Source organism: Bacillus sp. GbtcB14, assembly GCF_019091205.1.
Taxonomy (GTDB): domain Bacteria; phylum Bacillota; class Bacilli; order Bacillales; family Bacillaceae_G; genus Bacillus_A; species Bacillus_A cereus_AG.
This window is the reverse complement of the sequence record NZ_JAGXJT010000008.1, coordinates 97,612-123,507: the sequence shown is the minus strand read 5'-3', so window position 1 is coordinate 123,507 and position 25,896 is coordinate 97,612. Positions and strand designations below refer to the sequence as shown.

Sequence of the window (25,896 nt, the reverse complement as noted above, 5' to 3'; positions counted from 1 at the left end):
GTTTCATACGTCTAGATTCATTTTGGTTTATTGGCGCATGCCTTTAAATATATTTTTTATTTTGAAAGGAGAAATGACTATGAGATCAAAAAAATTCACGTTGCTATTACTATCCCTACTACTCTTCTTACCTCTTTTTCTCACAAACTTTATTACTCCAAATTTCGCATTAGCAGATTCACCAAAGCAAGGTCAAAAAATTGTTGGGTATTTTCCTTCGTGGGGCATTTACGGACGTAATTATCAAGTTGCAGACATTGATGCATCAAAGCTAACTCATTTAAACTATGCTTTCGCTGATATTTGCTGGAATGGAAAACATGGAAACCCTTCTACTCACCCCGATAATCCAAATAAACAAACATGGAACTGTAAAGAATCTAGTGTACCACTGCAAAATAAAGAGGTCCCTAATGGCACTCTCGTACTCGGTGAACCATGGGCTGATGTCACAAAATCTTATCCGGGATCGGGTACAACTTGGGAAGATTGTGATAAATATGCCCGCTGCGGAAATTTCGGAGAACTGAAACGATTAAAAGCTAAGTACCCTCACTTAAAAACAATTATTTCAGTTGGTGGCTGGACTTGGTCTAACCGTTTTTCTGATATGGCCGCTGATGAAAAAACAAGAAAAGTATTCGCTGAATCTACAGTAGCTTTTCTTCGCGAATATGGATTTGACGGCGTGGATTTAGACTGGGAATACCCGGGTGTTGAAACGATTCCTGGTGGTAGTTATCGTCCTGAAGATAAACAAAACTTCACCCTACTCCTTCAAGATGTTCGAAATGCACTAACGAAAGCTGGTGCAGAAGATGGGAAACAATATTTACTAACAATCGCGTCAGGTGCAAGCCAACGTTATGCGGATCATACAGAGCTAAAGAAGATCTCTCAAATACTGGATTGGATTAATATTATGACATATGATTTCCACGGTGGATGGGAAGCTACTTCTAACCATAATGCAGCACTATACAAAGATCCAAATGACCCAGCAGCAGATACGAAATTTTACGTAGATGGTGCGATAGATATTTATACAAATGAAGGGGTTCCAGCGGATAAACTCGTATTAGGTGTACCTTTTTACGGACGTGGATGGAAAAGTTGCGGAAAAGAAAATAATGGGCAATACCAACCTTGTAAACCAGGTAGTGACGGAAAGCTAGCTTCTAAAGGTACTTGGGATGATTATTCTACCGGTGACACAGGTGTGTACGATTATGGTGATTTAGCAGCTAATTATGTGAATAAAAATGGTTTTGTTCGCGGATGGAACGATGTAGCGAAAGTACCTTATTTATATAATGCGACTACAGGAACGTTTATTAGTTATGATGACAATGAATCTATGAAATATAAAACAGACTATATAAAGACAAAGGGTTTAAGTGGTGCAATGTTTTGGGAACTAAGCGGGGATTGCCGTACAAGTCCAAAATATAGTTGTAGTGGACCAAAATTACTTGATACGTTAGTAAAAGAATTACTTGGTGGACCTATTACTCAAAAAGATACTGAGCCCCCAACAAACGTAAAAAATATTGCTGTTACAAATAAAAATTCAAACTCAGTTCAATTAAACTGGACTGCATCTACTGATAACGTAGGCGTTACTGAATATGAAATTACTGCCGGAGAAGAAAAATGGAGTACAACAACAAATAGTATTACAATTAAAAACTTAAAACCTAATACAGAATATACATTTTCAATATTAGCTAAGGATGCTGCTGGGAATAAATCACAGCCTACTTCCATTCTTGTAAAAACAGATGATGCTAACACAACACCTCCTGGTGGAAATGGAAATGCTACCTTTTCAGTCACTTCAAATTGGGGAAGTGGTTACAACTTCTCGATTGTTATTAAAAATAGCGGAACGACCCCTATTAAAAACTGGAAATTAGAATTTGATTATAACGGCAATTTAACACAAGTTTGGGATTCTAAAATTAGTAGTAAAATAAATAATCATTACGTAATTACGAATGCAGGATGGAATGGTGAAATTCTTCCTGGTGGGTCTGTTACAATCGGAGGAGCTGGAACAGGCAATCCTACTGAACTTTTGAATGCATCCATTAGCGAAAACTAAACATAGCCTCCATTAATCATTTCACTAAAGTTTGAATTTCATGAAAAATTACAAATATATATTACGATAACCTATTATAATTATATTTAGTTTCTAATATGAAGTTCATGTGAAGTTCATCTGAATTTTACATGAATTTCCTTTAAGTTCTATTGTCTTCTTATACTAATCACTTTATCCTTTACATATAGGAATTATTTTTCATTCCATTTCAAACTATCTATATATACAAAGAAAGATAGTCGCCTATTAGGGAAAGGCATCTAAATATAAACATAACAAAAGAAAAAGCACGCTTATAAGCGCACCATAAGAGTGCTTCTTCATACAATTCTCATGTAAGAGTTCTCGAAAATCATGTTAATCACAAAGAAAAGGCATTAGCTTATACAAGCTAATGCCTTTTCTTTATTCATATTGTTCAGCGTTCCATTCTTCTATATTCCATACTTTTGTGATCCATGCTTCATAGAAAGAAGGCTCATGTGAGACAAGTAAAACTGTTCCTGTATATTGTTGTAACGCTTCCTGCAAAGACTTCTTTGTTTCTATATCCAAATGATTAGTCGGTTCATCTAAAATTAAAACATTGCTTTTCGTTACGATAAGTTCACATAAACGCACTTTCGTTTGTTCTCCGCCGCTTAATAAACGAATAGGTTTTAATACGTGCTCTTCTTTCAAGCCACACTTTGCTAGTGCTTGGCGTACTTCTTTCCTGGTCATATCTGGTCGTTCTGCCCAAACTTTCTCTAATGGTGTTGTTTCTGAAGCAAACTCTTCCTGTGCAAAATAGGCAGGATTTACTCGCTCGCCAACAGAAATCGAACCACTTAGCGGCTTTATTTGGCCTAATAACGTTTTTAACATCGTCGTTTTTCCAATTCCATTATGACCAACAATCGCTATCTTTTCTCCCTTTTTCACTTGTAAATTCAACTCTGGACATAACGGATCACTATAACCTATCCTTAGTTTCTCAGCTTGCAATATACGACTTACTGGCTCCTCATAAACAGTAAAATCAAAACGGGATCGAGTTACATGATTAACCTTTTCAATCCTTTGCATTTTCTCTAATACTTTCTCTCTACTTTTAGCTTGTTTCGCTTTTCGAACTTTATTTTTTTGAATAAATGTTTCTAACTGCGCAATTTCTTTTTGTTGTTTCGCATGCGCCGATTGTAATTGTTTCCTTTGCAATTGATAACTTTGCACAAATTTTTCATAATTTCCTACGTACCGCTTCACTTTCCGTTCTTCTAGATGATAAATAACATTCGTAATACTGTTCAAAAATACTTCGTCATGTGAAATGATTACATAAGCTTTTTCATACAGTCTCAAATACGATTGCAACCATTCTATATGAGCTGTATCTAAATAATTTGTTGGCTCATCTAGCAATAAAACATCAGCTTTTTCTAAAAGGAGCTTCCCAAGTAATAACTTTGTTCGCTGTCCTCCACTTAACTGTGAAACATCCTTTTTCAAACCTATTTCAAGTAAGCCTAAGCCGATTGCTACTTCTTCAATTTCAGTATGAATTTGATAGAAATTAGAACTTTCTAATATAGTTTGTAATTCTCCATACTTTACTAACAGTTTTTCTATTTCTCCTGCTCCATTCATTTCTTCAGCAATTTTTAACATTTCACACTCAATCGCATACAGATTAGAAAATGCACTTTGTAAGTATCCCTCAATTGTTATTCCTTCTTGTAAATCCATATGCTGCTGTAAAAAACCTATCTTCACATGTGGAAACCATTCAATGTTTCCGTCATCATGTATAAGTTCTCCTGTTAAAATCCTTAACAATGTTGATTTTCCAATTCCATTTTTCCCAACTAACCCAACATGCTCGCCCTTTAATAGTCGAAAACATGCATTATATAAAATGGTTTTCTCACCATACGAATGACTTAAATTTTCTACTGTTAATATACTCATTTTTTTCTCTCCTCTACTTATAGTTCATACGCTAAATAGAGAGAGCAACAGTATAAAGCCTTATTTAATTGTATATATAAAAAATGGGTAAGGTGAATACACCTTACCCATTACATATTATCGTAAAAAAGGATTAAGGTTCTTTACCTGCTGTCTTCAATTTAGCTTAATCTTTAAAAATGGGCAGACTTCTCCCGTATCAAGCTAAAACCATTTGAAGAACAGTTGATAAAGTCATTTTATCCTTTCACTCCTTTAACATTTGTTATATTAAGAGTATAAACTACTCTGTTATATTCTATTCTCTATTTTTTCTTTTGTTCCTTCTCCGTTTTTTCATTTTCTTCGTAAATTTCTTTATACATCTTTTCTAATGCATATGGACTTGTAAAGATGAGTGTTAACGAATCAACTATTTGCTCTATAGATTTCATCTTTCTCCCCCTATATAAAAAAGCCTCTTAACAGTAATCATACCAAAAACTGTTAAAAGACTTTTTCTATTTTCTCATATACGGGGCTAATACTCTCAGAATTTCTTCCTTATCCTTCTTTAACTCAAGTGATGTTAACATATCCATCGTTCTCGGCCTAGGTAATTTCACTTGTACCTCACCAACTATTGAGGCTGGTCTTTGAGATAAAATAAATACGCGATCTGAAAGCAAGATTGCCTCATCTAAGTCATGTGTGACCATAACGATTGTTTGCTTCTCTTGGTGCCAAGAGTTTAAAAGCCAGCTATGTACTTCCATTTTTGTAAAGGCATCTAATTTTCCAAAAGGCTCATCAAGTAGCATAATTGGCTTTTCACATAAATATGTGCGCAGAAAACTAATTCTTTGACGCATCCCACCAGACAATTCATCTGGATAATGGTCTGCATATTCATCTAGTTCAAACTGCTTTAATGCTTCCATTCCCTCTGTCAGCCTTTGTTTTTTCGGTTTCCCTTCGATTTCCAATGGAAGAACTATATTTTGCAAAGCTGATCGCCACGGCAGTAATAAATCCTGTTGCGGCATATAACTTACAACATCTTGCTCTTGCATTTGCTTATCGTTATACGTTACATTCCCACTTGTTGGATTTTCAACATTTGCAATCATATTTAATAATGTGCTTTTCCCGCAACCACTTGGGCCTACAAAAGAAACGAACTCTCCCTCTCGTATAGAAGCACTAATATTTGCTAATACATTCTTTCCATCGAAAGATTTCACAATATCTTTTATTTGTAATCCGCTCATTTTTCGCTTGGAAGGAACTCATTTGTAAAGGCATCTTTTACATCAATTTTCTTCTTAATTACTTTGTTATCATATAAGAAATTCATGTAATTCGTCCAAACATCTTCCTTCTGTACTCCCCAAGCTTTTGCATCATCTTGATACTTCGTGCTTAACCACTTTTGACTTTCTTGTACTAAGTCTTTATTTACATCTGGAACAGCTTTAATTAAAATATCAGCAGCTTCTTTCGGCTCTTTAATTGCAAAATTATACCCTTCTGTCGTTGCACTCATAAACTTTTTCACAAAGTCTTTATCTTGCTTCGTATGTTTTTCACTCGTAATAATAACAGGACTATAGAAATCAAGCGCTGGGTCTAAGTCTTTCACCATAATCGTATTTAACTCTTTTCCTTGGCGCTTCGCTTCAATTCCATCCCATCCGTAATAAATCCATTCAAAGTCTGCATCACGGCCGATTGATTTAAAGAAATCGGTTTGTCCTAAGATGATTTTTTCAACTTTATTAAAATCAGCTTGATGTTTCTCCATAATGGTCTTCAGCGTTGCTTCTTCTGCTGGTCCTCCCCATCCTCCGTAACGTTTACCTTCAAAATCTTTCGGTGAAGTCATGTTATCTTTCTTAAGCGATGCAAATGCCGAAGTGTTATGCTGAATAATCGCTCCGACAGATACAACAGGAATACCTTCTACACGAGCCAATGTTACATTTTCTTGTGCGCTTATTGCGAAGTCAGCTTTTCCTGAAGCTATCATTTGCTCCGCTGTCACATTATCACCAGGCTGAATAATTTCTACATCTAAGCCTTGCTTTTTATAATAATCTTTCGCTTGCGCTACATATAAGCCAGTATGGTTCGTATTTGGAAACCAATCTAAAACTACTTTTACTTTTTGATCTTTACTTGCACTATCTTCTTTCTTCGCCGGATTACATCCAGCCACACCTACTGCTAATAAGGCAGCCAACATAACTTTTAAACCTTTTTTCATTTTCTGCCGTCCTTTCTATATATCCATGGTGCTGTTATTCTTGCCATAAACTCCACGATAAAATACAGACATAATGTCACCATAACAATAATTGCTGCCACACCAAATACTCGGGCTGTTAAAAAGGATTTTGTAGCTCTCGTAAGCATAACCCCTAATCCTTCACTGGCACCGAGCCATTCCCCAATGATCGCTCCCATTACGCTATATGTAACTGCAATTTTTAAACCTGAGAAAAAGTATGGAAGCACTGCTGGAAACTTTACTTTCTGGTAAACTTGCCATTTCGTTGCCTTCATCGTTTGCAACAACTTCAACATATTTTTATCTACCGTTTGAAAACCTTCTAAAATGCTAAGCGCAATCGGGAAGAAACAAACGAGTATGACTACCATTACTTTCGGTAGCATTCCATATCCAAACCAAATAATAAATAACGGTGCAAGTACAACGATTGGAATCGTTTGCGAAATAACAAGCAATGGATTTATTAAAATACGAAATAAAGGGATAACGTCCATAATAATTGCAATACTTGTCCCAATTAAAATCGCAAAAAATAGTCCGATTATAACCTCTTGTAACGTTTGCATCGTATTCGGTAATAGTAAATCTTTCATTCCAATTAATTCTTGAACAATGGCAGAAGGCTTCGGTAAAATCCACGGTTCAATTTTAAATAATGAAACAGATCCTTCCCATATCGCAATGAGAAGGATAAGCCAAATTGTTGTAATTATTTTAGATTGCTTCTGGTTTTGCATATTCATCACGGTACTTCCAAACCTTTTCATCTATCGTTACACCAGTGCTTGGACGATAATGGATTTTAATAGAAGTAATCACTTCCTCTGCTCCAGCATCCACACAAGCTTGTTGCGCACGTTTAATGACATCAAGAAGTACATCTAATTCTCCTTCCAACGTTGTTTCCATTGCCCCTACTTCATAACGAACTCCCGATTGTTGTACAACCTCAATTGCTTTATCAACAACAGAATACACATCTTTGTGCTTCGCTTGTGGTACTACTGAAAATGAAATCGTAACTTGTTGTGACATAGTAAAATCCCCCTTATGAAATTAAATTTTAAAACAAGAAAAGGCTTTCCTACTACGTAGGAAAGCCTTGTATGCAAGTTATTATAGAATAACATATGCTACATCACTTTAAGTAACTCCCTACGCTGGCATTATCCAGATCAGGTTGAGGGTCGATGTTTGTTTACATCCTCTCAGCCAATTGGCTCCCCGGTCCTTAATTCGTTTTCATTGTAGCATGATTTATTTTATTGAACAAACAAAAGCGCGTATAATCATTTCATTTAACTTTTGAATTCTCCTATTAACTCTTGTAACTCCTGCGAAAGCCAGCTTAAAGAACTAGCTAATTCCGCAATATCTTGTACAGACATTTCCTGCTCTTTCATACTTTCTTCAACATTACTACTACTATTCGCATACGTATTTGCAATAAGTGATAGTTCATCTACAATCCGCACAATATTTTGGCTATTTTGCAATATATCACTTGAATTGTCAGAAACAACTCTAACCTGATTTGTAACAGATTGTGCTGAGTTTGAAATTCCACCAAAGAAAGCACCACTACTTTCAACAAGTTTCATACCCGATTCTACTTCTTTTAAAGCATTTTCCATTGAAACAATAGCTTCTTCCGTACCAGCTCGCGTTTCCCCTATTAATTTTGCTATATCTTTTGCTGATGCTTCCGTCTGCTCTGCTAATTTACGCACTTCATCAGCAACAACAGCAAATCCTCGTCCGGTTTCCTCAGCACGTGAAGCTTCAATAGAAGAATTTAAAGCTAGCGAATTCGTTTGATTTGAAATACCGGTAATTACTGTTACAATATCACTAATTTCTTTTGATCTTGTTTCCAAAGAATAAATAATAGAAGATAAATCTTGTACTGCATTTTGTATGATGTTCATTTGATTAATCGTCTGTTCAATAATACCATTTCCTTTTCCTGAATGGTGCTCTATACCTTCAGACTCTTTCGCCATTTGTTTTGCAGCATTCGTTATCTCTTCCATCCTATCTTCCATTTCATATATAATATCTAAATACTTTGGTACTGCAGTTTCTTGTAATTGAACGCCAGCCCTTAACTCCACTATAGAACTTACGATTCCTTGGACTGCCATGCTATTCTCTTTCGTACTCACTGACAATTCTTGTGAAGATGAGGAAACCTGTTCTGCTGTCTGCTTCACTTTGTCTATAATCCCTTTAAACTTCTCAATAGTATTATTAAAATACGCATTAATAATACCAATATCATCTGGTCTTTCCTCTAATTTAATACTTAAGTCACCTTCACCGACTTTGCGCAATCCTTCACGTAAATCCCGCAATGGAGCAAGTGCGTTACGTACGATTAGGAATTGAATAACCGTTGCAATTAAAACAGAAATACAAATAAACATTAAACCTTGTACAATGAATTTTTCCTTTGTAATAGGAACAATAGAGGCATCTACATCGGCTGCAACAATTGCCACAATATTACCTTCCTCATCTTTAATTGGCTCTAATATCGTTACCCATGATCCCAATGCGTCTTCATATACTACTGTCATGTTTGCTTTTTTTGTGCTCATTACTTTATCATATGTTTCCATCCAAAGATCTGGTTGTTTATAATAGTCTCCCGGTTCTACTTCAACAACATTTGCTAACCCTGTAGCCAAAGCGACAACTTGTAACTCACCTTTTTCATTTTCTTTTGCTCCAACAATATACGTTTGTCCAACACTGTTCAATTCTTCCGTTGATTCATCTAACTTCTCTACTAACTTCTCTCTCTTTTCTCTTTCTGCCGTCGGGTCTTTTGCAACATCTCTCAATATTTTCGCGTCTAATTTATGTAATACCGTATCTCCTGTTTCAAAAGAATGCCTTTCAAATATAGACATCATACTATTTTGAAACATGTTAAAACTTAACGCTCCCATAGTACCAACAAGCGTCAAAATAACTAACACAGTTAACAATACATTTTTTTGAAGAAACGATAGCTTGTGCCAATATTTTTTCATTAACATCACCTTTCTTAATTTACTTACTATAAAGTAAAGCTATTAAAATATAAACCTTATTAATAATCGATAACGATTCTCATTTGTTTGCAAATAAAAAAAAGACCAATGAAAAGAGCATTGGTCAAGACCAACCCTATCCGTCCGGTAACTGGCTAGCATAGCCTTGCGGCCTTAGCTCCTGTAGTTTTGCGTCCTAATGTTTCCATCAGTTTGCCTTTCTCGCTGAACGAGTTGAACGATATGGGAGTTCTATGAGAATTAAGTTATTCTCTATCAAAGATTACAACATAAAAATTAAAATGTCTACCTATTTAGAGATGCAAATGTAAAGTTTCAATGTATTATTTTTTCGAAATAATTTAACAAAGTTCGTGAATGTTACATTTCTTGTGTTATATAATAAAAAATGTATATAACACAAGGATTATTTTGAGTATTTATTTTAATTTTCATTCAAATTAAATTATTCGAATATACCTTAACTAATGAATTTCGGAGGTAGTTTATCATGTTTTGGCTACAATTTCTTACGTTACTACTCTGCATTTTTATTGGCGCACGCCTAGGCGGAGTTGGTCTAGGAGTAATGGGTGGCGTTGGTATGGCAATACTTGTTTTCGTCTTCCACTTACAACCTACAGCTCCTCCTATTGATGTAATGCTTATGATTTTAGCAGTAATTACAGCTGCTGGTGCACTGCAAGCCGCTGGAGGAATGGACTATCTTGTTCATCTTGCTGAGAAAGCATTACGAAAAAATCCAAAGCGCATTACATTCTTTGCTCCAATTGTTACTTATTTATTTACACTGTGCGCAGGAACTGGTCACGTTGCTTATTCTGTACTTCCTGTTATCGCAGAAGTCTCTCGCGAATCTGGGATTAGACCAGAACGACCAATGTCAATTGCCGTAATCGCTTCCCAACAAGCAATTACAGCTAGCCCTATATCAGCTGCAACAGTTGCCCTTTTAGCAATGTTAGCTGACTATAAAATCACTTTATTAGATATTTTAAAAGTAAGTATCCCTTCTACCTTCATCGCTTGTATGGTAGCTGCATTTGTTGCTAGCAAAATGGGGAAAGAATTAAATGAAGACCCTGAATACTTGAAACGTTTAAAAGAAGGAATGATTCCTAAAATTGAAGAGAAGAAAGAATTTGTTGGTTTAAAAGGCGCTAAACTATCCGTTATCCTTTTCTTAGTAGGAACTTTCCTTGTCGTACTTCTCGGTTCATTTGAAGCACTTCGTCCAGGATGGATGGTCGACGGGAAGTTAGTTCGTCTTTCCATGCCGAACACAATTGAAATGGTTATGTTAACTATCGCAGCTCTTATTATTATTTTCTGCAAACCAAATGTAGAAAGCATCGTGTCTGGTAACGTCTTTAAAGCGGGGGCAACAGCAGTTGTTGCTATTTTCGGTATCGCTTGGATGGGAGATACTTTCTTTAATGGAAACTTAAATATGATTCAAGGATCAATTCAGCACCTAGTAACAAGTGCACCATGGCTATTTGCCATCGCATTATTCATTCTATCTATTTTACTATATAGCCAAGCCGCAACAGTACGTGCTTTAATGCCTCTTGGATTATCACTCGGTATTCCACCGGCACTACTAATCGCGATGTTCCCTGCAGTAAATGGATATTTCTTCATTCCAAACTATGGAACAATCGTTGCTGCCATTAACTTTGATCGCACTGGTACAACTGGCATTGGTAAATATGTTTTAAATCATAGCTTTATGATTCCAGGCCTAATCGCAACATTCACTTCTATCGGAATTGGAATGCTCTTAATTTCAATTATGTTTTAAAGAAAAAGCACAAACCTACATGGATCAAGGGTTTGTGCTTTTTTAATCAAACGTTTGTTTAAATAAACGAAACAACTCATTTTGCAACGCTACAAACCTATTCCGTTTCAAATAATCCCCCCTATTTCTAATTATTAATACAAAAAAAGCTATGTAGCATTTTAATACTACATAGCTTTTTTCTACAAACTCTTACTGACTTCCTCTACTAACTTCTTCGTACTTTCGCACACAGATTCCGCTAAACTAATCGCAGAAATAACTGAAACACCGTCCGCACCTGCTTCTATAACTGAAGCGGTATTTTCAATTGTAATGCCACCAATCCCAACGATTGGTATTGTAATTCCTTGTTCTCTAAAATGAGCTAAACCTTTCGTTCCTTGAACTGCTTTCGTATCTTTTTTCGTACTCGTTGGAAAAACAGGGCCAACACCTAAATAATCAGCTCCGTTTTCAATTGCCCAGCGTGCTTCTTCAATTGTATGTGTAGATACACCAACAATTTTATCTCCCATTTTTTCACGAACAGAAGTAATTCCTTCATCATCTTGTCCAACATGCACGCCATCTGCATCTAACTCGATAGCTAGTTCCACATCATCATTTACAATGAATGGGACACCGTACTCCTTACAAATTGCTTGTAGTTCTTTTGCGAAACAAATACGTTTCTCTCCCGTTAAAGCCCCTTCCCCCTTTTCACGGAATTGAAAAATTGTTATACCGCCTACAAGTGCATCTCTCAACACTTGTAGTGGTTCCTTCGTACAATTGTTACTTCCCATAATAAAGTATACTGATAACAATCTAGACATTTCAGCCTTTGTAATACGCGACATCTAATTCCCCTCCTTACTATATAAGCTCAATCTTCCCATACTTCTCAATATCATCTGAAGTTGTATTCGCTAACTGATTTAAAAATTCAATTTGGAAACTACCAGGTCCCTGCTCCACTGTCTTAGCAGCTGCCAGTTCCGCAGCTACACCATAAAACGTTAATGCAGCTACTGCTGCCTTTACATAATCTTTTTCTACTGCTACAAATGCTCCTATTACAGAAGTTAGTAAACAACCAGTTCCCGTAACTTTCGTTAAAATAGAGTGACCATTTCGAATAAGAATCGTTCGCTCTCCATCTGTAACAACATCTTCTTTTCCAGTAATCACCGCAACTGTATTTAATTCAGCAGCTGCCTGCCTTGCAATGCTTACGACATTTCCATTTCCAGTACCGGCGTCTACCCCTTTAATTTCCCATCTCTCATTAATAACGTTCGCTATTTCAGCCGCATTTCCACGGATAATCGCTAAATCAATTTCAGCCGGAATATGTCTCGCAACTTCTGTTCGATACGATGTTGCTCCTGCACCAACTGGATCAAACAATACTGGTACATTATTCACATTTGCCGATTTACCCGCAAGTAACATCGCTTCTACTTCTTCAGGACGAAGTGTCCCCATATTTAATACTAGCGCTCCAGCAATGCTAGCCATTTCTGCTACTTCTTCTTTTGCATACGCCATTACAGGCGATGCTCCTAACGCTAACAAGCCGTTAGCTGTAAAATTTGTGACAACAACATTTGTAATATTATGAACGAGCGGATTAGATTCTCTCACCAAATCCACTACTTTACTAATTTCTTTCATATTCATCCTTCTCATCCCCTAACTATAGTGATGGGAGATACACAAAAAGACACTTTGCGCGTACGCAAAGTGTCTGAACATGTGCTTTTACACTCTCCCTACGCTGGCATTATCCAACAGGTTCAAATGGTCAATGACGGATTAGTCATACTCTCAGTTTGCATCCACAAACTCCCATGTGTTTAGTATTCATCTACTTCAAAGTCTACTCTTATTCTACTAAAATAACAAGTTCTTTACTTTTCTATTTCATATAGAAGCAATAATAAAACAACACGCATAATAAATATCTATTTCTCATAGTCTCATCATGGTGCATATTATGTTTTATCGCCATCATTCACCTTCAAACGGATGTTATCCCACTAAAAAACGTTCAAATCTGGAGCGAAACTGAATCTCAAGAAGATGTATGCTATAGTTAACGTATGGAAATTTGAAAGGATGTTTTAAATATGTCAAAAAGCGTTATAATCGCTGAAAAGCCTTCCGTTGCACGTGATATTGCGCGTGTACTTAAGTGTGATAAAAAAGGAAATGGCTACCTTGAAGGTAGTAAATATATTGTAACTTGGGCTTTAGGTCATCTTGTTACATTAGCAGATCCAGAAAGCTACGATGTGAAATATAAAAAGTGGAATTTAGAAGATTTACCGATGCTACCTGAGCGTTTGAAATTAACGGTTATTAAACAAACAGGGAAGCAATTTAATGCTGTGAAGAGTCAACTTCTTAGAAAAGATGTAAATGACATTATTGTAGCGACAGATGCTGGACGTGAGGGAGAATTAGTCGCTCGTTGGATTATTGATAAGGTTCGAGTTAACAAACCAATCAAACGTCTATGGATTTCATCTGTTACTGATAAAGCGATTAAAGATGGATTCGCTAATTTAAAACCAGGTAAAGCATATGACAATTTATACGCTTCAGCAGTTGCACGTTCAGAAGCTGACTGGTATATCGGTCTTAACGCGACTCGCGCTTTAACGACTCGCTTTAATGCCCAGCTGAATTGCGGCCGTGTGCAAACACCTACTGTCGCTATGATCGCTAATCGTGAAGATGAAATAAAGAACTTCAAAGCTCAAACTTACTACGGCATCGAAGCACAAACGGCGAATCAGCTAAAGCTAACTTGGCAAGATGCTAACGGTAATAGCCGCAGTTTTAATAAAGAAAAAATTGATGGCTTTGTAAAAGGTTTAGATAAGCATAATGCTACTGTTGTGGAAATTGATAAAAAACAGAAGAAGTCATTCTCTCCTGGTCTTTACGATTTAACTGAATTACAACGTGATGCAAATAAAAAGTTCGGTTACTCTGCAAAAGAAACATTAAACATTATGCAGAAGTTGTATGAGCAACATAAAGTGCTAACGTATCCTCGTACAGATTCACGCTATATTTCATCTGATATCGTTGGAACACTTCCAGAACGTCTAAAGGCTTGCGGAGTTGGAGAATACCGTCCTTTAGCACATAAAGTATTACAAAAACCTATCAAATCTAATAAGTCATTTGTTGACGATAGTAAAGTAAGTGATCATCACGCAATTATTCCGACAGAAGGATACGTTAACTTCTCGGCCTTCACAGATAAAGAACGTAAAATTTATGATTTAGTTGTAAAACGTTTCTTAGCTGTTTTATTCCCAGCATTCGAATACGAGCAACTAACGTTACGCACAAAAATTGGTAATGAAACGTTCATTGCACGCGGAAAAACTATTCTGCATGCGGGTTGGAAAGAAGTATATGAAAATCGCTTTGAAGATGATGATGTAACGGATGATGTAAAAGAACAGCTTCTACCTCACATTGAAAAAGGCGATACATTAACTGTAAAGTTAATTATGCAAACATCAGGTCAAACAAAAGCACCTGCACGATTTAACGAAGCAACTTTACTTTCAGCAATGGAAAATCCTACAAAATATATGGATACGCAAAATAAACAACTTGCTGATACACTAAAATCAACTGGTGGATTAGGTACTGTAGCAACGCGTGCTGATATTATCGACAAGCTATTCAATTCATTCTTAATTGAAAAACGTGGTAAAGATATTCACATTACTTCAAAAGGCCGTCAGTTACTCGATTTAGTGCCAGAAGAGTTAAAATCACCTACACTAACTGGTGAGTGGGAACAAAAGCTAGAGGCAATTGCAAAGGGTAAACTGAAAAAAGAAGTATTCATTTCAGAAATGAAGAACTATACGAAAGAAATTGTTTCTGAAATTAAATCGAGTGATAAAAAATATAAACATGACAACATTTCAACGAAGTCTTGTCCAGACTGCGGTAAACCAATGTTAGAGGTAAACGGCAAAAAAGGAAAGATGCTCGTTTGCCAAGACCGTGAATGTGGTCATCGTAAAAATGTATCTCGTACAACAAACGCTCGTTGTCCGCAATGTAAGAAGAAGTTAGAATTACGTGGTGAAGGTGCAGGACAAATCTTTGCATGTAAATGTGGCTATCGCGAGAAATTATCCACATTCCAAGAAAGACGTAAAAAAGAATCTGGAAGCAAGGCTGATAAGCGCGATGTTCAAAAATATATGAAACAACAGAACAAAGAAGAAGAACCATTAAATAATCCGTTCGCAGAAGCTTTAAAGAAATTAAAATTCGATTAAATAAAAAGGTTCCTACCACTCTCGGTAGGAACCTTTTATTATTAATGAATAATTTTACTTCCTTTTGCGTTCTCAACAAACTTTTCACTCGATTTATTAATTGGTGTTTTCAATAATAACGCAGCAATAACGATGACTACTACGAAAACACTTAGTACAAGTAAATCTCTAATAACTATATCCCAAAGCATTCCACCTACCGTTTCACGAATTGCACTAATTGCATATGTGAATGGTAAGAACGGATAAATCGCTTGGAAGAATGGTGGTGTCATTTGAATTGGGAATGTTCCGCCCGATCCTGCTACTTGAAGAACAAGTAAAATAATTGCCATCGATTTCCCAACGTTTCCGAAAATAGAAACAAGTGAGTAAACGATACAAACAAATACTCCACCAATAAATAAACTAAATAACACAAACCAGAATTTATCGACTACATACGTACCGAGTAAGAATATATCCCCCATTGATACGATAAACGCCTGTGAAAGACCTATCGTTAAGAATGTTAATAAACGTCCAAAGTATATTTCATGGCTCTTATAATTCGCGCCCTCTTCATGTACTTCTACCGTTAATAATGAAACCATTAATAATGCGCCTACCCATAATGCAAGCACTGTGTAGAATGGTGACATTGCTGAACCGTAGTTCGGCATTGCAAATAATTTATTCTCTTTTAAATTTACTGGATTCGCAAAGTAATCACTTTGCTTTTCAACATCATTTTTCAATAAGCGTATGATGTCTTTTATATCCTCTTCTGATTCAAAATCACGAATTTTATTTGCTAAGTCTTTAATCTTTTTCTCAGTCTCCGGCATGTCAGCCTTAATGTCTGCTAATTTCTTTCTACCGTCTACTAAGCCTTTTGATGAATCTTCTAGTAACTTTTTAACATCCGGAAGCTTTTTGTCTGCTTCTTTTAAAATTTTAGATGTGTTTTTAGACATCTCTTTTGTACGAGCAATAGCTGCATTGAAATTTGGAGTGATTTCAGAATCATATTTAGCCAAAATATCACCTAATTGAGCTGAAACACTTTTAGACACTTCATTAATACTCTCAATAACATCTGCTGCTGGTTTTTGACCTTTATTAATAGCGTCAATTCCTTTATCAGTTAAATCCATTCCTTTTTGCAAACCATCTTTTGCTTTATTTAACTTAGCAATTGTACCATTAAGGTTTTTATCACTATTCACATCAGCTAAAACTTTATTTGTACTTTCCAGAACTGGAATCATATCATTAACTAAATTCCATCCTGCTTGGAACTGTCCATTTAATTCATTTAAGGCTACTTTTGTAGAGTCTAAACCGTTAACACCTTTATTGCTTAAATCTGCTCTCGCTGTTTCAAGACTAGTTTTTAGTTTTGCGTAATCCGCTACAGCCTGATCATAGTTCTCTCTACCATTGTTTAATATCTCATTAGCTTTGTTGATATCTTGATTTAAATTTCCTCTGAGCTGCTGAGCATCTTCTTTTACATTGTCAGCCTTATTTTTCAATTGTTCAGCTGTGCTTACTGCTTTTTCAAAATCCGCTACAAACGTCGCATTATAATCTGCTTCCGCTTGATTTACTAAGTTATTTATTGCCTCTAACTTCTTATTAGCAGCATCTCTTGCGTCTTGTTTCACTTCTTGCCCTGTACCAATAATATTAGCGATATCTTTAACACCGCCATTTGCATTTTCTATAGCTGATTTAAGATTCGTTAATTTATCTATTCGTTTTTGGAAGAAGTCTTTTCCAGAATCAGTTGGTGCAAATTCCTTAAATTTAGTAAAGACATCAATTAAATATGAAACACTATCTGCACGACCTTTAAGATTTTCAGAAACCTTATTAAGGTCTTGTTTTGCTTTTTCTGGATCGAAATTACCATTTCCCAATCCGTTTATAACGCCTTGTGCATAAGTTGTTCCAACACGTATTGAACTAAAAACATTATTTACAGTTTGATCAATATTTTTAGCAATATTTTTATATCCCTCACCATTCACTTGCGGTAACTCTGGAAGCGTTGGTATTTGAGGAATAGTTACATTCGGTAATTCCGGGAACTTGGATGGATCTGGAAGTGTCAGATTGAAATCCAATGATGGATTCTTTAAGAAATCCGTAATTGCTGCCGCACCATCTAACCCTTTTTGCATTACAATTAAATTATTCTTAATAGTTCCTGGAGCACGTTGCAATGTTTCATCATTTCTCGCAAAGAACTTATCTAAGTTCCCTAACGCTTCTTGCCCGTCATTAATTACACTTTCTACAACTGGCAACTCTTTTTGTGCTACTTTCACAATATCCTCTGCTCGAGTCGCATCATCTAACGCCTTATCCATCAATGTATTCATTTCTGGGAACTGCGCTTCTAACTTAAATACAAGGTCTTTTACTTTCTCGATACTCGGCAAGTTCGTTTCTAAATCGATTCCAAGATCGTTGAAGATTTCAAAAATCTCGCCGTTTGCCGTTTTAACAAAGTTTTTACTAATCTCTTCTGTAAGACCCGATGCACCTTTAGCTGTAATCTTCGGCGCAATGGCATTTACCTTTTCATTTACGTAATACTCAATTTCTGGTTTCTGTGGATTTTCATCCAAGACTGTTGCAATCTTTTCAGAGAAATCTTTTGGAATAGTAATACTTGCAGAATAATCTCCACGTTCTACCCCATAAATCGCTTGCTTTTCATCAACAAACTTCCACCCAAAATTTTTGTCCTTCTTAAGTGAATCTACAATTTCTTTCCCGATGTTAATATCTTTCCCTCTTAAATTTGATCCAGCATCTTGGTTAGAAACTGCAATCTGGATTCCTTTCGTATTTCCATAAGGATCCCAGGAAGCTTTAATGTTAAACCATGCATATAACGATGGTAAAATCATTAATCCTAAAACAATAACAATCGCAGCCCAATGTTTAGCTACATTCCGTAAATCTGTCTTATAAATACGCCAAATTTGTTTCATAGAAGTTATCACCTAATTATATATTTTTCCTTCTTTAGAAAATGATACATACATTTTGCAATTATATCACTTTCTACATCGTGGATTAAACGAAAACACACTATTTTTCCCATTAAATATTTCACTTACTTCATTATATAACGAAGTAAAAAAAGTATGCATACAAAATGACCAAATTAGTTTTACATTCAATAATAACAAATATATAGGAAATGTCATAAAAAATACAAGTATTTTCTCTTGGAAATACTTGTATTCCTCAAAAAAATCCTCACAGCTTTTCATCATCTGTGAGGATTTCTTCTATTATATACCTACTTGTACTTCTACACCGAAATGATCTGAAATTACATTTCGGTTCGTACCATTAAAAATGACTTTTGAAGAACGAATTTTTTCACTTTGGTTACACAATATTAAATCGATTCGTAAATTATATTTATTTTCATCCCAACCAGCAATCTCACCTTGGACAGTTGTTCCTTCATCCTTCTCTATTGCTAGTTCATATGTGTCATACAAACCTTTTTGTATCATATATTCATAACCTTCGCCTTCCAAACGAGCATTGTTATTAAAATCACCCATTAAGAAGGAAAATTCATTGCGATTTACATGCTCCATTAAACGATCAACTTGACCTTTGAATGACTCTTCTTCATCATTCCACCAACCGAGGTGACAAGAGTAAAACGTGATGTTCTTACCATTATAAGCAATTGTTGCACTTACAATTTTGCGTGTTTTCCAATACGTTGTATCCTTATTTTCTGATACAAAAAACGTATCTTCATTTATAACATTATGTTTCGTTAGAATCGCTAATCCTTCTTCATACACATCATAACCAATATGAGAGAAATCCCAAGTAATATTGTAATCTTTTACATGTAAAGCTTTTAACTCTTCTAATAGTAAAAGTCCAAAATTATCTTCTTTCTTGTTACCGCATACATTTTTAGCCCCTATCGACTGACTTACTTCTTGCAATGCGATGACATCGTACTCTTCTTCTTGAATGACTTTAGCAAGATATTTTATCTTTTCCATTTGATTCTCTTCTTGCCAAGAGTGACAGTTTAAAGTTAGCAATTTCATATTATTACGCACCTAACATATCTTGAATGTCTGACTTTAATACGTCAGCTTTCGGACCATATACTGCTTGTACACCTTTATCTTTTACGATAAGTCCTAAAGCACCATTTTGTTTCCACTGTGCTTCTGGTGCAACAACATCTAAATCTTTTACTGTTACACGTAAACGCGTCATACAAGCATCTACGTCAGCAATGTTTTCTTTACCACCTAATAAATCAATAACTTTTGTTGCTAATGAACCCTCTTGTACATTTCCTGTTCCTTCTGATGACTCATCTTCATTATCAATATAGTTACCTGCACGTCCTGGTGTTGGTAAATTGAATTTTTTAATTAAGAAATTGAATAATGTAAAGTTCAGACCGAAGAATACTAATGAAACGATAACGAAATTGATTAAATCTCTAGTTAATCCTGCATTAACCATCATCGGTGTACGAGTAATTAACTCAATAAATCCAAATGCGTGAACACGTAAGTTGATTAAATCTGCTAATGCGAATGCAAGTCCTGTTGTAATTGCATATACAACATATAATACTGGAGCAATAAACATGAACATGAATTCAATTGGTTCTGTTACACCTGTTAAGAATACTGCTAATGCTGCTGATAAGAACATTGGTTTATATTTTGCACGTTTTTCTTTATCAACATTACGGAACATCGCGAAAGCAATACCCATTAACGCTGCTGTTGAACCGATTACTTGTCCAGCTTTGAAACGAGCTGGTACAACATTATTTAATAGATCGTTATATGCTTTCGTATCTCCACTTGCTAATAAGTTATTTAAATCTGTAATCCATGCAAGCCATAATGGATCTTGTCCTGCTACAATTTGTCCCACTTTTGAGCCAGTTAACATTGTATATGTTCCGCCTAGCTCTGTGTAGTTCATCGGAATCGTTAACATATGGTGTAAACCGAATGGTAATAGTAAACGCTCTAACGTTCCATATACAAACGGTGCAACAACCGGTGCACTATCCTTTGAAGCTGCAATCCAGCGACCAAATTCATTTAATCCACTTTGGATGAATGGCCATAAAAGTGATAATACAATTGCAGTGACTGTAGACCAAACAATTACAACAAATGGTACGAATCGTTTTCCGTTAAAGAATGCTAATGCCTGTGGCAGTTTGTTATAGTTATAATATTTGTTATATAGAGTAGCTCCTAAGAAACCTGTGATAATCCCTACGAAAACTCCCATGTTTAATGCTGGTGCACCAAGTACAGAAGTAAAGTAATCTTTTACAACTAAATCTCCTGCTAATACTGAAGAAACTGTCGCTTTTGAATCCGCTAACATTTCAGCGTTTACTCCAAATATTGCTCCTGTAATTCTATTCGTTAAGACGAATGCTAATAGTGCTGCAAATGCACCACCTGCGCGATCTTTCGCCCAAGATCCCCCAATTGCTACTGCGAATAAGATGTGCAGATTTGTAATAATTGCCCAACCGATATCTTCCATTACGCGAGCGATTGTATGAACTGCATTAATATCCCCAGCAGACATCCCAATTAACTTACCAATAGAAATCATTAAACCAGCTGCTGGCATTACAGCTACAACAACTAATAATGCTTTCCCGAACTTTTGCCAAAAATCAAAAGACGTAATTTTCATCTGTTCTTCCTCCCCTTTATTTATAACAACATAATGATTTAAATTATAATTTCTGTTTCTCTCATGAAAACGATTCCTTATGTAACTTTATTTTTATCTTTACGCAACCGTTTTCATAAATCTATTTTAATAAAAGCGTTTTCACTTTGCAATAGAAATTTATTTTTTTTCATAAAAAAAGATGCTCTAAGAGCATCCTTTTTTATTATGAAATGCGATAAACCCTTGTTTCATAAGGTTTTAACGTAATTGTAGTCACTTGTTCATGTTCCGCAACTTCATAGTTATTTAAAAGCAAACGTTTGCGTTCTAGTGCAAATGAACCCTCATTATATACCGCTTCCTCTTTTGTGATATTACTAATTACAACGATTTTTTCATCGTTTAATGTACGAGTATATGCATAAATTTGCGGATCGTCTTCTAAAAGTAAATCGTACGTACCGTAATTCAGTACATCATGCTCTTTTTTCAGGGCAATCATTTTCTTATAGAAGCTGAAAATAGAGTTCTCTTCATTCTTTTGCTTTTCAACATTAATTTCTTTGTAGTTTGGATTCATACCAAACCAAGGTGTACTTGTTGTAAAGCCAGCATTCATCTCATCGTTCCACTGCATAGGTGTACGTGAATTATCGCGGCAAGAAGCCCATATAATCTCCATCATATCTTGATGTGATACACCCTCTGCAATCTTCTCGCGATATAAATTTTTAATTGCTACATCGTCGTAATCTTCAATATTTGGGAATTGAACATTTGTCATCCCAATTTCTTGTCCTTGATAAATAAACGGTGTACCGTGCATAAAGAAATACATTGCTCCAAGAGCCGTTGCACTTTCACGCCAATATTGTTTATCATCTCCCCAAGTTGAAACGATACGTGGCTTATCGTGATTCTCAATATATAAAGCATTCCATCCTTTATTTTCTAACCCTTTTTGCCATTTCGTTAACACCTTTTTCAACCCTACAACATCAAGATCTTTCTTCTTCTCTGCATCCCATAGGCTTAAATGCTCGAATTGGAATACCATATTGAACTTGCCTTGCTCTTCTCCAACCCAAAGCTCAGCATCTTCAATCTTAACGCCATTCGCTTCACCAACAGTCATAATATCGTACTTAGAAAACGTATTTTCTTTTAACTCTTCTAATAAAGGTTGAATACCATCCACATTCATATGTTTATCAAAAGATGGTACATACTTTAGTTCTTTTGGATTCGGCATATCTTTGAAGCCATCTTCTTTTTTAATATGGCTAATTGCATCCACTCGGAAACCATCAATTCCTTTATCAAGCCACCAATTAACTGTATCGTATAGCACTTCGCGAACTTCTTTATTCTCCCAGTTTAAATCTGGTTGTTTACGCGAGAATAAATGTAAATAATATTGCTCTGTTTCTTCATCATATTCCCATGCCGAACCATTAAAAATACTTTCCCAGTTGTTTGGTTCCGCACCATCTTTACCATCGTGCCAAATATACCAATCACGCTTCGGATTGTCTTTAGATGAACGAGACTCAATAAACCATGGATGTTCATCACTTGTATGATTAATAACCAAATCAATAATAAGCTTCATATCACGCTTATGAACTTCATCTAGTAAAGCATCAAAGTCTTCCATCGTACCAAACTCATCCATGATATCTTGATAATCACTAATGTCATAACCATTATCATCATTAGGTGACTTATACATTGGACAAATCCAAATTACATCTATACCTAAATCTTTTAAATAATCCAATTTCGCAATAATACCTTGTAAATCTCCAATACCATCACCATTTGAATCCATAAAGCTACGTGGGTAAATTTGATAAGCAACCGCTTCTTTCCACCATGTCTTATTCATAGTCATTCTCTCCTTTTGCATCCCATCGGAAAATTTATGCAAACGTTTTCGTAACACTATCATAACAAAATATGAATAGTTTGCAACTGTTTTCATTGAACTCTATGTAGATTCCTTATTCTTATGCTTTATTTATTTCTCACAAAAGCAAATCTCATTCCTCACCTGCTCTTGTCCACACACGTTACATGCGCTTTTCATATATTAATAAAAAGCACTGTTTATTTTTAGAAAGGAGTGATAAATTGAAACAAACAAAATTAACAGGTCGTATTGTTGTTCCCTCAGATCCTGACTATGACGTAGCCCGAATGAATTTAAATTTAAGTATTCCAAAACTCCCTTGTATTATTGTTTTTTGTCAAAATAAAAATGATGTGTGTAACGCCTTAAAATGGGCACGCGAACGTCATGTACCATTTCGCTTAAGAAGCGGCCGTCATAGCTATGAAAATTTCTCTCTTTTAAATCGTGGGCTTATTATTGACGTGAGTGAAATGCATCGCATTACTGTTAATTCAGATACATTAACAGCAACAATTGAAGCTGGTGCAAATCTTGGCACTGTCTATAAAGAGCTTTGGAATTATGGTGTGACAATACCGGCTGGTACAAGCGCAAGCGTTGGAATTGTTGGATTAGCACTTGGCGGTGGCATCGGTATGCTTTCACGCTTATTTGGATTAACATGTGATCAATTAGTAGAAATTGAAATGGTACAAGCGTGCGGTAAATTTGGAGCAAAAATCATTCGTGCAAACGAACATGAAAACCATAACTTATTTTGGGCATGCCGCGGTGGTGGTGGTGGAAACTTCGGAATTGTTACTTCTTTAACTTTTCGAGTGCATCCTATAAAGAATGTATCAATCTTCTCAATTACATGGGAATGGGAAGATTTTATCGCTGCATTTCAAGCGTGGCAAAACTGGGCGCCTTATATAGACGAACGTCTCACTTCATCAATTGAATTATTCGCAAAGCAACGAAATAAAATTGAAGTAAAAGGTGAATTTGTTGGCCCTCCCTCTGAACTCCATTCTTTATTATCTCCTCTTCTTGAAACTGGTACCCCTTCACTTTTTATAGATGAAGTTCCGTATATAAAAGCTGTTCAATTCTTTAATAGTGGTAATATTCCTGAAAACTTTAAGCGTTCTGGTTCCTACGTGTATAAACCTATCCCTCTTAAAGGAATTCAAATTATGCAACATTTTCTTTCTCATGCTCCTAATAAAGATGCGAGTATTTGGCACCAATCGCTCATAGGTGCTGTCGAAAATATTTCACCTACTGAAACAGCTTATTTTCATCGTAAGGCAATTATTGCGCAAGAGTACATTACCGCTTGGAAATGCGATGCTGAAGAAAATCGTAACATACGCTGGGTTAAAGATTTACGAGAAAGCTTAGATCCATATACACTAGGTGACTATGTCAATTGGCCCGATATCGACATTAAAAATTGGCAAACGAGTTATTATGGTTCTAACTTTCATAGACTACGTAAGGTGAAAACAGCTTATGACCCATGCAATGTTTTTCGTTTTCAACAAAGTATTCCACCATTTCATACGTAAAAAGGAAGAACAGCATGCTGTTCTTCCTTTTTACATTGAAAATCGTTCAATTGTTTGTTTCAAGTCCGCTGCTTGCTTCTCTAAATCCTTTAACAATTGATCGATTACTACCATATTTTTAGATTGTTGCAACGTCACACGTGCCACTTCTTGTGAACCAGCTGATGTTTCCTCAGCAATTGCTGCTACAGCCTTCGTCTGTGCCCCTGTTTGATGAATGTGACTCACTTGTTCGTTCATATAGCTACTAATTTGCTTCGTTGCATCGGCTACTTCCATAACACTTGATGACATTTCTTTTAAAATTAATTCCGTAGCTGCCCCACGTTCTGCCTCTTCTTTAGCTATTTTCACTTGCTCTGTCATTTTCAATGCGACTTGTTGCACTTCATCTTGCATATTTCGTAATAACTGCGATATGTTTCTTGCAGAATGATCACTTTCATCGGCAAGTTTCCGTACTTCTTCCGCAACAACCGCAAAGCCCCTTCCATGCTCTCCAGCACGAGCTGCCTCAATAGAAGCATTCAGTGCTAATAAATTCGTTTGACTAGCAATCTCACTCACAACAGAAACAATATGTTCTACTTGTTTCATTCGTTCTTCTAACTTCTGTACATTTTGCATCGAATCTTCATTTTCTTTTGCCAATGTTTGAATACCTTGAATTAAAGAAGTAAAGACACGTGTACTTTGCCCTAAAGCTTGAACCATTTCTAAAGACAACTCGTCAGACTGCTTTGCTTTTTCTTCTACTTCACTCGCAATAGAAGTTGTTGTATCAACGGTAGAAACAATTGCCTGAATGGAAGCAGCTGATTGCTCAGCGCCAGAAGAAATCTCTGCAAGAGTTTCAGAAACACCTCGCGCTTGTTTTGTCGCTTCCCCTGTTTGCTTTCTAATTTGCTGAACTTGATTATTTGTATACGAAAATGTAGTATCAATATTTTTTACCATACCTCTTAAGTTCCCTAGCATCATATTAAATGCAACACTTAAAGATTTAATCTCATCATCTGTTTTTGGTAATGGGACATCTTCACGAATATCACCATCGGCAGCCTTCCTTGCAGCCTCCTCCAATTTCCGAAGTGGTTTAATTAAAAAGTTTGCTGCTCCATATGCTAAAATCCCAGACCATACTACACCTAATAACATAACGATAATATTATAGACAGTTTGACTTACATAACTTTGAAAATAATCGTATATCACGTAAATAA

Annotated in this window: 18 protein-coding genes, 1 pseudogene and 3 riboswitches; of the genes and pseudogenes, 4 read left to right on the top strand and 15 right to left on the bottom strand. The window is 35.8% G+C overall.

Going from position 1 to position 25,896, the window contains the following annotated elements; all coding sequences use genetic code 11:
- The first annotated feature begins 79 nt into the window (after nucleotides 1-79).
- Nucleotides 80-2,104, top strand: coding sequence for a glycosyl hydrolase family 18 protein (locus KVT31_RS21985; RefSeq protein ID WP_088094991.1), 2,025 nt, complete (start codon nucleotides 80-82; stop codon nucleotides 2,102-2,104).
- A 408-nt stretch (nucleotides 2,105-2,512) separates the two neighbouring features.
- Here the strand turns inward: KVT31_RS21985 and KVT31_RS21980 are convergent, their stop codons facing one another.
- The 7 genes from KVT31_RS21980 to KVT31_RS21955 form a co-directional block, all read right to left on the bottom strand.
- On the bottom strand, nucleotides 2,513-4,057 hold the full coding sequence (locus KVT31_RS21980) for an ABC-F family ATP-binding cassette domain-containing protein (protein WP_088094990.1): 1,545 nt from the start codon (nucleotides 4,055-4,057) through the stop codon (nucleotides 2,513-2,515).
- A gap of 305 nt (nucleotides 4,058-4,362) precedes the next feature.
- Nucleotides 4,363-4,491, bottom strand: coding sequence for a hypothetical protein (locus tag KVT31_RS30620; RefSeq protein WP_255260242.1), 129 nt, complete (start codon nucleotides 4,489-4,491; stop codon nucleotides 4,363-4,365).
- Between the two features lie 66 nt (nucleotides 4,492-4,557).
- Complete coding sequence (locus tag KVT31_RS21975; RefSeq protein ID WP_088094989.1) at nucleotides 4,558-5,307, bottom strand: ABC transporter ATP-binding protein; 750 nt, start codon at nucleotides 5,305-5,307, stop codon at nucleotides 4,558-4,560.
- Nucleotides 5,304-6,302 carry an ABC transporter substrate-binding protein gene (locus KVT31_RS21970; protein ID WP_088094988.1) on the bottom strand — a complete coding sequence of 333 codons (999 nt, stop codon included), beginning with the start codon at nucleotides 6,300-6,302 and terminating at the stop codon, nucleotides 5,304-5,306. Before KVT31_RS21970 ends, KVT31_RS21975 begins: the two co-directional genes overlap by 4 nt.
- Entirely contained in the window at nucleotides 6,299-7,072 is a 774-nt protein-coding gene (locus KVT31_RS21965; RefSeq protein WP_001057155.1) for an ABC transporter permease, read from the bottom strand. Before KVT31_RS21965 ends, KVT31_RS21970 begins: the two co-directional genes overlap by 4 nt.
- Nucleotides 7,044-7,364: an MTH1187 family thiamine-binding protein gene (locus KVT31_RS21960; RefSeq protein ID WP_061676686.1), complete on the bottom strand. Its 321-nt coding sequence runs from the start codon at nucleotides 7,362-7,364 to the stop codon at nucleotides 7,044-7,046. Before KVT31_RS21960 ends, KVT31_RS21965 begins: the two co-directional genes overlap by 29 nt.
- Nucleotides 7,365-7,464: 100 nt before the next feature.
- A riboswitch (TPP riboswitch) is annotated at nucleotides 7,465-7,566 on the bottom strand.
- A 61-nt stretch (nucleotides 7,567-7,627) separates the two neighbouring features.
- On the bottom strand, nucleotides 7,628-9,367 hold the full coding sequence (locus tag KVT31_RS21955; RefSeq protein ID WP_088094986.1) for a methyl-accepting chemotaxis protein: 1,740 nt from the start codon (nucleotides 9,365-9,367) through the stop codon (nucleotides 7,628-7,630).
- Nucleotides 9,368-9,510: 143 nt separating this feature from the next.
- A riboswitch (cyclic di-GMP riboswitch) is annotated at nucleotides 9,511-9,595 on the bottom strand.
- A 283-nt stretch (nucleotides 9,596-9,878) separates the two neighbouring features.
- On the opposite strand from KVT31_RS21955, the gene KVT31_RS21950 reads away from it, so the two are divergent.
- Entirely contained in the window at nucleotides 9,879-11,192 is a 1,314-nt protein-coding gene (locus KVT31_RS21950) for an anaerobic C4-dicarboxylate transporter family protein (protein WP_000498713.1), read from the top strand.
- A 182-nt stretch (nucleotides 11,193-11,374) separates the two neighbouring features.
- Here KVT31_RS21950 and thiE read toward each other — a convergent pair whose 3' ends face one another.
- Both thiE and thiM read right to left on the bottom strand, forming a co-directional pair.
- Nucleotides 11,375-12,034 carry a thiamine phosphate synthase gene (thiE, locus tag KVT31_RS21945; RefSeq protein WP_088094985.1) on the bottom strand — a complete coding sequence of 220 codons (660 nt, stop codon included), beginning with the start codon at nucleotides 12,032-12,034 and terminating at the stop codon, nucleotides 11,375-11,377.
- A gap of 16 nt (nucleotides 12,035-12,050) precedes the next feature.
- Nucleotides 12,051-12,866, bottom strand: coding sequence for a hydroxyethylthiazole kinase (thiM, locus tag KVT31_RS21940; RefSeq protein ID WP_098341917.1), 816 nt, complete (start codon nucleotides 12,864-12,866; stop codon nucleotides 12,051-12,053).
- Nucleotides 12,867-12,929: 63 nt separating this feature from the next.
- Nucleotides 12,930-13,039: riboswitch (TPP riboswitch) on the bottom strand.
- Nucleotides 13,040-13,306: 267 nt separating this feature from the next.
- Here thiM and topB point away from each other — a divergent pair.
- Nucleotides 13,307-15,496 carry a DNA topoisomerase III gene (gene topB / locus KVT31_RS21935; RefSeq protein ID WP_088094983.1) on the top strand — a complete coding sequence of 730 codons (2,190 nt, stop codon included), beginning with the start codon at nucleotides 13,307-13,309 and terminating at the stop codon, nucleotides 15,494-15,496.
- A gap of 41 nt (nucleotides 15,497-15,537) precedes the next feature.
- Here the strand turns inward: topB and KVT31_RS21930 are convergent, their stop codons facing one another.
- From KVT31_RS21930 to KVT31_RS21915, 4 genes are all read right to left on the bottom strand, one after another.
- Entirely contained in the window at nucleotides 15,538-18,483 is a 2,946-nt protein-coding gene (locus tag KVT31_RS21930) for a YhgE/Pip domain-containing protein (protein WP_088094982.1), read from the bottom strand.
- A 306-nt stretch (nucleotides 18,484-18,789) separates the two neighbouring features.
- The gene (locus KVT31_RS21925) at nucleotides 18,790-19,581 is read right to left on the bottom strand and encodes an endonuclease/exonuclease/phosphatase family protein (protein WP_088094981.1); all 792 of its coding nucleotides are present in this window, start codon (nucleotides 19,579-19,581) and stop codon (nucleotides 18,790-18,792) included.
- Between the two features lie 4 nt (nucleotides 19,582-19,585).
- The gene (locus KVT31_RS21920) at nucleotides 19,586-21,223 is read right to left on the bottom strand and encodes a PTS transporter subunit IIBC (RefSeq protein WP_088094980.1); all 1,638 of its coding nucleotides are present in this window, start codon (nucleotides 21,221-21,223) and stop codon (nucleotides 19,586-19,588) included.
- Between the two features lie 205 nt (nucleotides 21,224-21,428).
- Entirely contained in the window at nucleotides 21,429-23,093 is a 1,665-nt protein-coding gene (locus tag KVT31_RS21915; protein WP_088094979.1) for a glycoside hydrolase family 13 protein, read from the bottom strand.
- A 245-nt stretch (nucleotides 23,094-23,338) separates the two neighbouring features.
- Between KVT31_RS21915 and KVT31_RS21910 the strand changes: the two genes are divergently transcribed.
- Nucleotides 23,339-24,673, top strand: coding sequence for an FAD-binding oxidoreductase (locus tag KVT31_RS21910; RefSeq protein ID WP_088094978.1), 1,335 nt, complete (start codon nucleotides 23,339-23,341; stop codon nucleotides 24,671-24,673).
- 30 nt (nucleotides 24,674-24,703) lie between these two features.
- On the opposite strand, the gene KVT31_RS21905 is transcribed toward KVT31_RS21910, so the two are convergent.
- Entirely contained in the window at nucleotides 24,704-25,630 is a 927-nt protein-coding gene (locus KVT31_RS21905) for a methyl-accepting chemotaxis protein (RefSeq protein WP_423779779.1), read from the bottom strand.
- A gap of 15 nt (nucleotides 25,631-25,645) precedes the next feature.
- Nucleotides 25,646-25,831 (bottom strand): annotated as a pseudogene (locus KVT31_RS31020) (HAMP domain-containing protein); the annotation flags it as partial.
- Between the last annotated feature and the right edge of the window lie 65 nt (nucleotides 25,832-25,896).

What these genes read in the sequence shown, in the direction of transcription:
- thiE (WP_088094985.1), bottom strand. Translation starts at nt 12,034, where the DNA reads ATGTCGCGTATTACAAAGGCTGAAATGTCTAGATTGTTATCAGTATAC.
- KVT31_RS21975 (WP_088094989.1), bottom strand. Translation starts at nt 5,307, where the DNA reads ATGAGCGGATTACAAATAAAAGATATTGTGAAATCTTTCGATGGAAAG.
- thiM (WP_098341917.1), bottom strand. Translation starts at nt 12,866, where the DNA reads ATGAGAAGGATGAATATGAAAGAAATTAGTAAAGTAGTGGATTTGGTG.
- topB (WP_088094983.1), top strand. Translation starts at nt 13,307, where the DNA reads ATGTCAAAAAGCGTTATAATCGCTGAAAAGCCTTCCGTTGCACGTGAT.
- KVT31_RS21970 (WP_088094988.1), bottom strand. Translation starts at nt 6,302, where the DNA reads ATGAAAAAAGGTTTAAAAGTTATGTTGGCTGCCTTATTAGCAGTAGGT.
- KVT31_RS21915 (WP_088094979.1), bottom strand. Translation starts at nt 23,093, where the DNA reads ATGAATAAGACATGGTGGAAAGAAGCGGTTGCTTATCAAATTTACCCA.
- KVT31_RS21985 (WP_088094991.1), top strand. Translation starts at nt 80, where the DNA reads ATGAGATCAAAAAAATTCACGTTGCTATTACTATCCCTACTACTCTTC.
- KVT31_RS21960 (WP_061676686.1), bottom strand. Translation starts at nt 7,364, where the DNA reads ATGTCACAACAAGTTACGATTTCATTTTCAGTAGTACCACAAGCGAAG.
- KVT31_RS21905 (WP_423779779.1), bottom strand. Translation starts at nt 25,630, where the DNA reads ATGGTAAAAAATATTGATACTACATTTTCGTATACAAATAATCAAGTT.
- KVT31_RS21955 (WP_088094986.1), bottom strand. Translation starts at nt 9,367, where the DNA reads ATGAAAAAATATTGGCACAAGCTATCGTTTCTTCAAAAAAATGTATTG.
- KVT31_RS21980 (WP_088094990.1), bottom strand. Translation starts at nt 4,057, where the DNA reads ATGAGTATATTAACAGTAGAAAATTTAAGTCATTCGTATGGTGAGAAA.
- KVT31_RS21930 (WP_088094982.1), bottom strand. Translation starts at nt 18,483, where the DNA reads ATGAAACAAATTTGGCGTATTTATAAGACAGATTTACGGAATGTAGCT.
- KVT31_RS21950 (WP_000498713.1), top strand. Translation starts at nt 9,879, where the DNA reads ATGTTTTGGCTACAATTTCTTACGTTACTACTCTGCATTTTTATTGGC.
- KVT31_RS21925 (WP_088094981.1), bottom strand. Translation starts at nt 19,581, where the DNA reads ATGAAATTGCTAACTTTAAACTGTCACTCTTGGCAAGAAGAGAATCAA.
- KVT31_RS30620 (WP_255260242.1), bottom strand. Translation starts at nt 4,491, where the DNA reads ATGAAATCTATAGAGCAAATAGTTGATTCGTTAACACTCATCTTTACA.
- KVT31_RS21920 (WP_088094980.1), bottom strand. Translation starts at nt 21,223, where the DNA reads ATGAAAATTACGTCTTTTGATTTTTGGCAAAAGTTCGGGAAAGCATTA.
- KVT31_RS21965 (WP_001057155.1), bottom strand. Translation starts at nt 7,072, where the DNA reads ATGAATATGCAAAACCAGAAGCAATCTAAAATAATTACAACAATTTGG.